Raw genomic sequence first — 10,501 nt, forward strand, 5'->3', positions numbered from 1 at the left:
GACCCCTTGCCGGCCGTGCGTTCGATTAGCCCTCCTGAGCCAGGTTAATCAGCGCTTTGTTGACGGTCAGCCGGCCGATATCAAACTTTTCACTCAGCTGTTTTTCAGTTTCGATCTGATCGCCCGGCTTTAAATCACCGGACTGGATCCGGTCAATGATGTAATTTTCAATAATTTTATACTTCGGCATTTCTTTCATAAGTTCCTCCGTTCTCCCGCGGGATATGCGCCGCAGACTGCCTCGAAAAACCAAATTTGACCGCATGGTTCAACTTGAATTTCCACAATTTGTTTATACATTGTAACTATATCATAACTCCCGGATGAAAACCAGCGGGACGCGGCTCATGACATTCCTTCGATATATTACCTAGATATTATTTCATTATTCCCTATATTTTCTTTTTCCATTTTAGTCCAATAGGGCACAAAAGGGGAATTTCTTCGATGATGAAGGAAACCTTTGAAATCAAATATGCGCTGTTAGAAATCAGATCAAAATGCTCAGCGAAGTACAGGACAAACCTGAAATACTCTCTTCGTTTTCCTCATAACCCGCTGGAACTTTCCACAAAAAAACCTGCGGCAGCCTTGCCCGCAGGGACCTTTTCACCACGAAACACCGCCTTGTTCTTAGTCGTCCTCGCGATTTTTTTCTTCCTCATAATTTAATTTATGCCCGTACAGGCACGCCGCAAAAATGCCCAATGCCAGACCGCCGCCGATCAGCCAGTTCCCATCCCGCAGCCAGCCTGAACCAAACGCTATCGCCCAGAATCCGCTGAATACTATGGATACCAGAAAATATCCGATTTTAAACCGGAACAGTAATTTAATGACCAGAATCAAAACCAGCCCGGCCGCCACGCCCGCGATCGGCGACAGACCGTTGTCAACGAGCGTAAACCCAAGCAGAAAAGCAAAAAACAGACTTTCAATATTGACGATCTTTAATTCTTTATAAGCATCAAACCGGATCTTATCCCGCATGTTCATCCTCCCGACCGTTATCCATCGTAATTATACACAAACTGACAAGGGATGCAACTCCCGCATCGACAAAAGCGGGGCGATGTTGAAAATCCGCTCCCGCTTTCTTCTCCTTCAGGCTTCGCTTTTCATTTCAGTTTTTCTCAGCTAAAACAACACACTGCGCTTTTAAGCTGGCCTGCACGTCGATCAGCCGCTGATTCGCCGACCCCCGGAACCGCAAATTCAGGGATTTCTGCGCAAGCAGAAACGGCCCGTCGATCAAGACGTCGATCTGTTCCAAAAACGCCCTTTGATCTGGATCCTTCGCTTCCATCAACGCTTCCCACGTATAACCGGTATAGCACCACACATTCATTCCCAGCTGATGCACAGCCTGCGCCAATTCGCCGCAGGCCGCGGCCTGTGCCATTGGCTCGCCTCCGGAAAACGTCACGCCGTCCAGATAGAAATGAGCCTTCAGCTGTTTTAGAAGGATCTCGGATGCGACGCTTGTTCCCCCGTCAAACGGGTGCGTCTGGGGATTGTGACAGCCCGGGCAGCCATGCGGACAGCCCTGTGTCCAGATGACCGCCCGCAGACCCTCGCCGTCGACAATACTGTCAAACTGCACCGGCGCGGATAAACGCAGCTCAGCCATGCTTCACGCGATCGCGGACTTCCGCCCGCTTCGCATCGTTAAACCGGTCCAGCGTCCCGACCAGATATCCGGTGATCCGGCGGATCCGCTCAAACGGCACGCCGTCCTCCGTTCTTCCGCAGCACGGGCATTCGTCGTTGATAATTCCGTTAAAGCCGCAGACCGGATCGCGGTCGATCGGGTGGTTGATCGCCCCGTAGCCGATCCCCAGCTCCTTCATCATCCGGACGACCTTCTCAAACGCCGCCAGATTGGTCGACGGATCGCCGTCCATCTCCACATAAGAGATATGCCCGCCGTTGGTCAAAGCGTGATACGGGGCTTCCACCGACAACTTGTGGTAGAAATCGGTTGGATAGTAAACCGGGACATGGAATGAATTCGTGTAGTATTCCTTATCCGTCACCCCTTCGATCTTACCGTATTCTTCCTGATCCATCTTGATGAACCGGCCCGACAGACCTTCCGCCGGAGTCGCGATCAGAGAGAAATTCAAGCCGTATTGCTTCGTATAGTGATCACAGCGCTCACGCATCCGGGTGACGATCGTCAGTCCCAGCTGCTGAGCGTCCTCACTTTCGCCATGATGCTTGCCGATCAAAGCTTTCAGACATTCCGCCAGACCGATGAAGCCGATCGTCAATGTGCCATGCTTCAGCACCGATTCCAGCGTATCTTCAATATCCAGCTGATCTGAATTCAGCCAGTTGCCCTGCGCCATCAGGAACGGGAAATTCTTGACCCGGCGGGCGCACTGAACACGGTAACGTTCCAACAGCTGATCCTTTACCAGATCCATCTTTTCGTCCAGTTCCTGATAGAAGCCCGCCAGATCGCACTGCCCTTGCAAGACCTCGCCATGCTTTAAGCCCAGACGCGGCAGGTTGATCGAGGTGAAGCTGAGGTTGCCCCGGCCGACGACGACTTCGTTTTCCGGATCGATCTCATTGCCGATCACGCGCGTCCGGCAGCCCATGTAGGCGATTTCCGTTTCCGGCCGGCCTTCCTTGTAATATTGCTTATTGAACGGCGCGTCGATGAATGCGAAGTTCGGGAACATCCGCTTGGCAGAAACGCGGCAGGAAAGCTGGAACAGATCATAGTTCGGATCACCCGGATTGTAGTTGACGCCTTCTTTAATCTTGAAGATCAGGATCGGGAAAATCGGCGTTTCATGATTGCCCAGACCGCTCTCCATGGCCAGCAGCAGCTGCCGTGAAACCATTCTGCCCGCTTCGCTCGTATCCGTTCCGAAGTTGATCGAACTGAACGGAACCTGCGCGCCAGCCCGGGAATGCATCGTATTCAAATTGTGGATCAGACCTTCCATTGCCTGATATGTCGCGCGTTCCGTTTTCGCCAACGCTTTTTCATAGACTAACGGCAACTGATCGCCGGTCAGCTCCACCGCCCGCAAATCGTTTAGACCCTCAATCTGGCTCAGCGCCAAATTCAGCGTTTCCAAGTCCAGCGCCTGGGTGTAATCGACATAATCGGTCAACGCCTGACGGTAGTTTTTCTTAAAGGTATGCATGACGCCCGGAGCCAGATAGTAATCAAACAGCGGAATCGACTGACCGCCGTGCTGATCATTCTGATTGGACTGGATTGCAATCGCCGCCAGCGCCGCGTAAGAAGCGATGTCCTTTGGCTCGCGCAGAAAACCGTGGCCGGTATTGAAACCACCCTGAAACAGCTTGTCCAGCGGAATCTGCAGACAGGTTGTCGTGCCCATCGGATAGAAATCCATGTCATGAATGTGGATATCGCCGTTTTCATGCGCGGCCGCCACCTTCGGATCCAGACAATAGGAGGTCGTATAGGCCTTGGTCAGCGTGCTGCCGTACTGCAGCATCATCCCCATCGCGCTGTCGCCGTTGATGTTGGCGTTCTCCCGCTTTTCATTGACTTCCTTCGAGTCCTTGATCCCGAAGTTTTCCAGCGTTTTCATCAGCCGGTGCTGGCGGGATGAGAAACAATCGCGGGCCAGCGCGCGCTTCTGACGGTAGTTCTTAAACGCTTTGTATTCCTCAATGAAGCCTTCCTCGACAAAAGCTTCCTCAACCTGATCCTGAATCTTCTCGATTTCAATCTGCGGCAGATCGGCAGCCTCAATCTGATTCAAAGCCCGGTTCAGGACTTTCCTGACGTTCTCCTCGCTGCAATGTGTGCCGACGTTGGCAAACCCCTTTTCAATGACATTTTGAATTTTTTCCTTGTGAAAGCGGACCGTCCGGCCGTCGCGTTTTATGACTTCAATTTCCATTTCTGCATTCCTCCTACTGTCTATGGGCAAGAAAAACAAGGCCGGCGAAGACATCCGTCCTGTCGCACCTTGTTTCTCATTCATTTTCCTAACGTTGCTTTGGGTTTGTAACATTCCCCATGAATCCTGACCTTCGTTTCTTCAGCCTGAATGGTTTTTATTATACCATATTTTTCCGCAGATCAAAGCCGGATGCTTCTGGAAAATCCAACAAATTCTTACCCGATATCCGGCCGGTGGGGATAATTGCGTCCTGCAAAAAACGAAGTTTGGTTATCGCGGTTTTAATAGCTGTCCGTGTATTTAAATGTGAAATGATCCTGATCCTGAATCGGGGTTTCATCAACGGCCGGACAGAATCCCGCCGCCTTGCAGGCTTCGTTATTTTCCGATTCGTACAGCCACCACGGGCCAGTCGCCATATCCCCCTGTTCTACGTCCAGCAGCGCGGTTAAAAGTCGGCCGTACGTGCTTGTTTCCATTTTCGCTTTCAGCTCCGGCGCCTCCTCCAGCATTTTGCCTAAGGTTTCCGCATCGGTTTTGATCGCTCCGGAAAACAGTTCAGTGCCGTCGATTTCATTAACGACGGTAACGTTGATCGTTTTTGCGCCGGCCACCGTCTTCGGTTTTAGCGCGTTGAAGCCCAGCACACAGACCAGAATTGCAGCCAAAATCGCGGCTGCGGCAATCCATTTCTTTTTCATTTTTTATTTCCTCTCCATCTTTTCCAGCCGGTCAAGCAGCGGATCAAGCAGAAACAGTGCTTCCAGCGCGCTCACTAATCCCTGAATAACCGACGTTTTTAAGCCCAGAACAATGTAAATCAGAGTCACTTTCGGCGAGAACAGAATAAACGGCAGATCGAGCAGCTGACCCGTCGCAAACGAGCACAGACCGACAAGCACGACCGCCGACCACCGATACCGCCGCAGCACCGGCTTCAAGCTGCCGAACAGAAGCGCATAGACGGGATAGATCAGGCAGTAAGCGAAGGTCCAGATGGAAACACCCTGCACCAACATGTTCACCAGCGTAAATACCAACGCGCCATAGAAGACCTCGCGCCGCTCAAACGTCAGCGCCAGCACCGCGATCGTCAGCGTGATCGCTTCCAGATACAGCACCTGCGAAAACATCGTGAACACCACGGCCATCATCGCCGCCATGATCGCGATTCGCGCGATTTGTTTAACCGACATCGTAGCTGCGGGAAGCAAACGGAATCTCGCTCACGCCTTCCAACCGGTTTTCCTTCAGTGCCATCTGGAAGAAAACGTTGGACAACAGATTCCAGAAATCCAGCAGGATCGCCGGTACCGGTTTTTCTTCCCGGTCGATGGCGTACGCGATCCGCAGCACCGCCTTGCACCGGCTGCGCAGCACATGCAGCGCGCAGGCCCCTTCGCAGCCAGCCGGCAGCACAAATTGCCGGAGTGGTCCGTTTTCCTGCGTCAGACGGACATACAGCTGATCAAGCCATTCAAAGTCCTCGTCCCGAATCGCCAGGCGTCCCCGGATTGAGCCGTTGGCATGATAGACCAGTTCGCACAGCTTCAGCAGTTCCGGCTGATGCCTGGCTGAATGCGCCGCCTGGGCGATCAGCGACGCCAGTTCATCGCTGGCAACCTCATAATCACATTGCCGCGAAGTTTCTTTTAGAAACGAATAAGCGCAACAGCGTTGATCCATTCCCAATCCCCCTTTCCAAATAAAAACTCATTCCTGAATTCAGAATGAGTGAGTTTGACTATTCCATGATTAAAACAGAGCTAATCACAGCCTAGCCTTTCATCCTTCACCCAGAAGACAAGACTTCTTTCATTTAAGGCCGGTCTACCGACTTCGCTTCATCCGCCCTTCCGCCTTCCCATATCAATATACAGTGGCTGTTGGAAGTTTGTCCGCTTCACGGTTGCTGGGGCAGTCAGAGAAATTCACTCTGTTCCCGATTAAGCAGTTTCCTGCACCTGAAATGCGAATCCATTATATCATGACTGGTAATAAAATAAAGGTAATTTGCTTAAAAATCCTTCCGGTTACAGGAAGGTCAGAAGCAGAGCGGCAATTCCATCGCTGGCCATCAGCAGCATCGAGCCTGTGACAACGGAAAGTTTCCGCTTACGGATAAAACGAATCAGAAGGAGAATCAGCGTACTTACCGTGCCTATCGTAGAAAGCAAGTTCCTCACCGAATTCCAATTATCTACCCAGCGCAGGTCATACAACAGCGCGAAAACCAGAACGGCAATAAAAGCCAAGATGGCATGTTTCCATTTCTTCGGATCCATTTTCCTATCCGGACAATCCAGGCATTGAAACAAAGCGACAAATAAAACAAAGCAGTAACTAAGAATCAGCCGCAGATCTCCATCCAAATCCAGGCCCTGCGTCTGACAGCCGATCAATACGCCGGCCAGCAGGACTTCCAAAAGCACGAAGACAAAAATCGGTTTCATTCGTTTCCCCATCGTTTTAAGCGTATCCATGCCGTCCTCCTTACTGATGAATCATCAGATCCAATACTAAATTGTCGGATAACGCAGCCTGCCTGACAATCCGGCCGCTGGCCGGACTGACTATCACGCCGACCGCTTCTCCCTGATCCAGAGCTGAAAACACATAAAATCCAGTTTTCTTTTCACTGCGCGTCAACTCGGGCACGTCAGCTTTAAAGATCCGTTCCAGCTCAGATGGAGAAATGTTGGCCGTATAGTGGATGTCTTCATCGCCTTGCCGCGTTAAGATCGCTTCCGCCTGATTTACAGTTTTCATTCCCGTGATCAATGGAAAAGAAAGAATGAGAAAGAATTCTAAAACCAAAATGCAGATATATATTTCAGAGATTCGCTGTCCCCAGCCCGGAATCCGTTTGCGTAAACAAGCATGATACAATAAAGTGCCAGCGCCCATGGCAAGACTATAACCCCATTCTAACATATAGGGCATCTCGACCCATATATAAAGCGCCATGGCAAAGAATAACGGCGACACCAGCCATCGGGACAGCCTGGAATTGAGCTCATCTTCGCGTCTTTTTTCCCGGCCCTCTTTACCGCGCATAAGCCAGAACACAAAATATATCGGAGGCAGTGCCATAACAAATGACACCTCTACGATATTCTTATACAACCGCTGTGTAACGAAAATGATCAATGCGAGATCTATTCCATAAAGCAGGATTCCCAAAAGCATCAGGCCATATCGGTTCCAAAAACTAGTCTTCCCTTCCATGATAACCTCTTTCTATGTTTTTTTGAGTTTAATATTGAATTAATAGATTTAAAACTTTATTCTCAGAAATGGGCGCTTGAGCTATAATCCGTCCTGTTGTCGGACTGATCAGAATTCCAAGCTTTTCCCCTTGCCGAATCGCTGTATAAACGTATAAATCTGTTTTCTTCTCTTGTTCACTCATTTCCGGTACAGGATCAGAAAAGACCCAACTGATACTAATGGGCGAAGTATTCGTATGATATTCAATCTCGGTATATCCCATTCGTATTAAAACTTCTTCAGCTTTATCAACAGTTCTTAAATTAGTTATAAGCGGAAAAGTAACAGTCATAATGAGTTCTGTCATCAATATACATAGAGCGCACACTGACAGACGCTTACCCCTGTTCAAAATCTGATTTATAGAGCTATAATAATAGATCCCATATCCTACGGCAAAAGAAATAAAATACAGATAGGAAAGATCATACGGGATTAACAAAATAAGCACTCCAAAACATAAATGTCCGACTGCTAAAACCCTTCCAAATTTCTCATTCTTCATCCAAGCTTGAGATTTTTCTTTACTAAAAAATAACCAAATGAGAAAAAGGATCGGGCCAATTAAGAAAATCGAATTAAATTCAATAATTTCTTTATACATACGATGAGAATAATTCCATAAAAGACCTAATTCCAAAACATACAACAAAATAATAAGAACTATCAGAATGTACTTCTTCCATTCTTTTCCTTTCATTTTATATCCCCCATCTCGTTTTTACTTATTTTAGCATTAAAAACATAATTTCCGGACTTTCTTTCAAAGCTTTCTCCACAATAATTTCACCGGTATGGGGACTAACAATCAATCCAATATTCTTACCATTTTCAAAGGTGATAAAACCATAGTAATTAAGGACTCGTTCCTTCGAAGTCAATTCACTGATTTCATCCTCAAAGAAAACTTCTGCTTTTGTATAATTGACTGTATTTACAAAGCGGACTTCAGATTGCCTTTGATTTTTTAGTTGTTGAGTAACTTCACATATACTTTTAATTCCGTGTATGGAAGGAAAGAAGAGAAAATAAACTAAAGTAAACAAATTGACAAAGCATAAAAGCTTTTCGCGCTGATTTTTCTTGAACGGAAATATTTTTTCAATTCCAGCAAAGACAACAACACCCAGACCGCTGGCAAGCATGGGCCCTCCTAAGATTTGATCAGGAAAGATATTGAGAAATAAACCTCCCAGAAGGAAATCAACAGTTAAAATAACCATGCCTTTCCATCTTTTTATTCTATAATCACTCAGACAGAAGTATTGAAAAACCAAAAGAGCAAGAGCTGGCAACCAATTTGCTCTGATAATTTTACCAATTCCTAAAGGTATTAATAATAAGTCCAACAAAACAAAGATAAATAAAGCAATGTCTAAACTTATTAATGGATAATTCCGTAAAAAACCCCTTTCTTTCATACTTTCACCTCAAATCGGCAATTCCTTATTTGTTTCTATTTTAACATGTTCCGAAAAGCCGCAAAAGCCGTGTTGCATCGACTTCATGAATAATTCATAATTAAGTTTAACGCCTGCATTTACGGTTTCCAACTTATAGCTTATAATAAGACCAAAATCTGAAACATTGGGGGAATGAAAATGACATTTTATTTTCGCTGGGCAAAGATGGAGGATGCACAATCGCTCGCAGATATATATCGGCCATATATTGAAGAAACGGCGATCACCTTTGAAACAGAAGCGCCGGATGCCGAGGAGTTTCGTCGACGGATTGCGGAAGTGACGGCGCTGAATCCCTGGATCGTAATGACCGATGAAAATCAGACGATCCTTGGCTATGGCTATTATCATCCATTCCGGACACGTGCCGCCTATCAATGGTGGACTGAAGTTTCAATTTATCTGCGGGCGGATCAGCGCGGCCGGGGTTTGGGGACGCAGCTGTTGAGTAAACTGGAGCAGCTGGCCCGAATTCAGGGCTACTACACTCTGGTTTCCGTCGTCACCTGCCCCAATCCCGCCAGCGAGCATCTGCATCAAAAAGCCGGTTTTCAACCGATGGGCTGTCTAAAACAAGCCGGATACAAGCTCGGCAGCTGGTATGACGTGGTGGAATGGGGAAAAACGCTGCGCACTCCGGATAAAGATCCGCAGCCGATCCTGCCTTTTCCGCTATGTGCTGATAAACTTGAAAATCTGCTTTAAAAACGCAATAAGATCCGGACACCCGGATCTCTATTTTTTTTCGCCGATCGTCTGAATCAGCTCCTGTTTGATTTCTTCCGCCGTTTGGGCGCGAGGTTTCCGTCCCAGAATATACGCAAAGCTATCGCGCCATTCCTGATCGCTGTAATTGTCTGCGGCAAGCTGAAGAACAACATTCCTCAATGGGTAATGATAGGGCTGCGTATGCAGATCGGACAGATAAGGACACTCGCATTGATTTGCCAGAAGCTCTAGTAAACTTGGTTTCGGCATTGTTTTCTGCCCCCCTTTTGTCAATTAAATCAGACTTTTTGTGACATTCAGAATATAATAAATTTACAAGTGAAACCAGCTGATTTTCAGGCTGTTTCGGGATGGAATGATCAGTAATAAAAAGTCTACTTTTTTAGATGGCAGGCTGAAAACTAAGCCTGACGCTTGCACCACCGCAGAAAGGTTTCGTGCGAAACGCCAAGCTGGGAAGCGGCCTGCCGTGATGAAATTTCGTTGTTTTTCCACTGTTGCTTGAGCTCGGTAAATTGATCGGGAACTGGAATTTTGGGTCTTCCGAATTGGACGCCTTTGCGCTTCGCGGCTTGAATGCCTTCTTTCTGCCGCTGGCGGATATTCTCACGCTCCGTCTGCGCGACATAGCTCAGCAGCTGCAGCACCAGATCGGCGATCAAGGTGCCGGTCAGGTCTTTTCCCTCCCGGGTGTCCAGCAGCGCCATATCCAGAACGACGATATCAATCCCTTTTTCCTTGGTCAGATACCGCCACTGCTGGATAATTTCTTCATAGTTGCGGCCCAGGCGGTCGATACTTTTAATCACAAGCAGATCGCCTTTTTTCATCTTGCGGATAAGCCGCCGGTAACGTGGCCGGTTGAAATCTTTTCCGCTCTGCTTTTCAACGACGATGTTTTTCTCAGGTACCGGGAACTCCAACATCGCAATCATCTGCCGGTCTTCGTTTTGATCCTTTGTCGATACGCGTACGTAGCCATAGATTTGGCATGTCATGATCTTTCCTCCTTTTTCAATTCTATATAAAACCCTATACAAAACGCAATTATACGCCAAAGGTAAAATTTTCCAGCATATTTAAGAAATAGGGTAGAGGGAAAATAAATTTCGCCCCTCCCATTGCACCGTACGTACGGAT

14 protein-coding genes and 1 riboswitch are annotated in these 10,501 nt (G+C 47.8%); of the genes, 1 reads left to right on the top strand and 13 read right to left on the bottom strand.

Going from position 1 to position 10,501, the window contains the following annotated elements; translation table 11 throughout:
* Nucleotides 1-25 precede the first annotated feature (25 nt).
* The 11 genes from I2G61_RS14435 to I2G61_RS14485 form a co-directional block, all read right to left on the bottom strand.
* Entirely contained in the window at nucleotides 26-199 is a 174-nt protein-coding gene (locus I2G61_RS14435; protein WP_195548387.1) for a GntR family transcriptional regulator, read from the bottom strand.
* 434 nt (nucleotides 200-633) lie between these two features.
* Nucleotides 634-990: a hypothetical protein gene (locus I2G61_RS14440; protein WP_195548388.1), complete on the bottom strand. Its 357-nt coding sequence runs from the start codon at nucleotides 988-990 to the stop codon at nucleotides 634-636.
* Nucleotides 991-1,123: 133 nt separating this feature from the next.
* Entirely contained in the window at nucleotides 1,124-1,630 is a 507-nt protein-coding gene (gene nrdG / locus I2G61_RS14445; protein ID WP_195548389.1) for an anaerobic ribonucleoside-triphosphate reductase activating protein, read from the bottom strand.
* Entirely contained in the window at nucleotides 1,623-3,896 is a 2,274-nt protein-coding gene (locus I2G61_RS14450) for an anaerobic ribonucleoside triphosphate reductase (RefSeq protein WP_072684796.1), read from the bottom strand. The genes nrdG and I2G61_RS14450 overlap by 8 nt, the downstream gene beginning before the upstream one ends.
* A 284-nt stretch (nucleotides 3,897-4,180) precedes the next feature.
* On the bottom strand, nucleotides 4,181-4,600 hold the full coding sequence (locus tag I2G61_RS14455; protein ID WP_072684795.1) for a DUF4430 domain-containing protein: 420 nt from the start codon (nucleotides 4,598-4,600) through the stop codon (nucleotides 4,181-4,183).
* Nucleotides 4,601-4,603: 3 nt separating this feature from the next.
* On the bottom strand, nucleotides 4,604-5,095 hold the full coding sequence (locus I2G61_RS14460) for a hypothetical protein (RefSeq protein WP_072684794.1): 492 nt from the start codon (nucleotides 5,093-5,095) through the stop codon (nucleotides 4,604-4,606).
* The gene (locus I2G61_RS14465; protein WP_072684793.1) at nucleotides 5,085-5,585 is read right to left on the bottom strand and encodes a hypothetical protein; all 501 of its coding nucleotides are present in this window, start codon (nucleotides 5,583-5,585) and stop codon (nucleotides 5,085-5,087) included. Before I2G61_RS14465 ends, I2G61_RS14460 begins: the two co-directional genes overlap by 11 nt.
* A 119-nt stretch (nucleotides 5,586-5,704) precedes the next feature.
* Nucleotides 5,705-5,882: riboswitch (cobalamin riboswitch) on the bottom strand.
* 50 nt (nucleotides 5,883-5,932) lie between these two features.
* Nucleotides 5,933-6,382 (bottom strand): hypothetical protein, encoded by a 450-nt coding sequence (locus I2G61_RS14470; protein WP_072684792.1) that lies wholly within the window; start codon nucleotides 6,380-6,382, stop codon nucleotides 5,933-5,935.
* 10 nt (nucleotides 6,383-6,392) lie between these two features.
* Nucleotides 6,393-7,127: a hypothetical protein gene (locus I2G61_RS14475; protein WP_195548390.1), complete on the bottom strand. Its 735-nt coding sequence runs from the start codon at nucleotides 7,125-7,127 to the stop codon at nucleotides 6,393-6,395.
* Between the two features lie 28 nt (nucleotides 7,128-7,155).
* Nucleotides 7,156-7,869: a hypothetical protein gene (locus tag I2G61_RS14480; RefSeq protein ID WP_072684790.1), complete on the bottom strand. Its 714-nt coding sequence runs from the start codon at nucleotides 7,867-7,869 to the stop codon at nucleotides 7,156-7,158.
* Between the two features lie 25 nt (nucleotides 7,870-7,894).
* The gene (locus I2G61_RS14485; RefSeq protein ID WP_072684789.1) at nucleotides 7,895-8,590 is read right to left on the bottom strand and encodes a hypothetical protein; all 696 of its coding nucleotides are present in this window, start codon (nucleotides 8,588-8,590) and stop codon (nucleotides 7,895-7,897) included.
* A gap of 180 nt (nucleotides 8,591-8,770) precedes the next feature.
* On the opposite strand from I2G61_RS14485, the gene I2G61_RS14490 reads away from it, so the two are divergent.
* Nucleotides 8,771-9,337: a GNAT family N-acetyltransferase gene (locus tag I2G61_RS14490; protein WP_072684788.1), complete on the top strand. Its 567-nt coding sequence runs from the start codon at nucleotides 8,771-8,773 to the stop codon at nucleotides 9,335-9,337.
* Nucleotides 9,338-9,367: 30 nt separating this feature from the next.
* Here the strand turns inward: I2G61_RS14490 and I2G61_RS14495 are convergent, their stop codons facing one another.
* Nucleotides 9,368-9,610, bottom strand: coding sequence for a hypothetical protein (locus I2G61_RS14495; RefSeq protein ID WP_072684787.1), 243 nt, complete (start codon nucleotides 9,608-9,610; stop codon nucleotides 9,368-9,370).
* 152 nt (nucleotides 9,611-9,762) lie between these two features.
* The gene (locus I2G61_RS14500) at nucleotides 9,763-10,359 is read right to left on the bottom strand and encodes a recombinase family protein (protein WP_072684786.1); all 597 of its coding nucleotides are present in this window, start codon (nucleotides 10,357-10,359) and stop codon (nucleotides 9,763-9,765) included.
* Between the last annotated feature and the right edge of the window lie 142 nt (nucleotides 10,360-10,501).

This window comes from Holdemania sp. 1001095H_141210_F2 (assembly GCF_015558105.1).
Lineage (GTDB): Bacteria > Bacillota_I > Bacilli_A > Erysipelotrichales > Erysipelotrichaceae > Holdemania.

Bases quoted from the DNA above. Each gene is read 5' to 3' on its own strand.
- I2G61_RS14455 (WP_072684795.1), bottom strand. From the start codon at position 4,600: ATGAAAAAGAAATGGATTGCCGCAGCCGCGATTTTGGCTGCAATTCTG.
- nrdG (WP_195548389.1), bottom strand. From the start codon at position 1,630: ATGGCTGAGCTGCGTTTATCCGCGCCGGTGCAGTTTGACAGTATTGTC.
- I2G61_RS14495 (WP_072684787.1), bottom strand. From the start codon at position 9,610: ATGCCGAAACCAAGTTTACTAGAGCTTCTGGCAAATCAATGCGAGTGT.
- I2G61_RS14490 (WP_072684788.1), top strand. From the start codon at position 8,771: ATGACATTTTATTTTCGCTGGGCAAAGATGGAGGATGCACAATCGCTC.
- I2G61_RS14450 (WP_072684796.1), bottom strand. From the start codon at position 3,896: ATGGAAATTGAAGTCATAAAACGCGACGGCCGGACGGTCCGCTTTCAC.
- I2G61_RS14460 (WP_072684794.1), bottom strand. From the start codon at position 5,095: ATGTCGGTTAAACAAATCGCGCGAATCGCGATCATGGCGGCGATGATG.
- I2G61_RS14500 (WP_072684786.1), bottom strand. From the start codon at position 10,359: ATGACATGCCAAATCTATGGCTACGTACGCGTATCGACAAAGGATCAA.
- I2G61_RS14470 (WP_072684792.1), bottom strand. From the start codon at position 6,382: ATGGATACGCTTAAAACGATGGGGAAACGAATGAAACCGATTTTTGTC.
- I2G61_RS14480 (WP_072684790.1), bottom strand. From the start codon at position 7,869: ATGAAAGGAAAAGAATGGAAGAAGTACATTCTGATAGTTCTTATTATT.
- I2G61_RS14465 (WP_072684793.1), bottom strand. From the start codon at position 5,585: ATGGATCAACGCTGTTGCGCTTATTCGTTTCTAAAAGAAACTTCGCGG.
- I2G61_RS14475 (WP_195548390.1), bottom strand. From the start codon at position 7,127: ATGGAAGGGAAGACTAGTTTTTGGAACCGATATGGCCTGATGCTTTTG.
- I2G61_RS14435 (WP_195548387.1), bottom strand. From the start codon at position 199: ATGAAAGAAATGCCGAAGTATAAAATTATTGAAAATTACATCATTGAC.
- I2G61_RS14485 (WP_072684789.1), bottom strand. From the start codon at position 8,590: ATGAAAGAAAGGGGTTTTTTACGGAATTATCCATTAATAAGTTTAGAC.
- I2G61_RS14440 (WP_195548388.1), bottom strand. From the start codon at position 990: ATGCGGGATAAGATCCGGTTTGATGCTTATAAAGAATTAAAGATCGTC.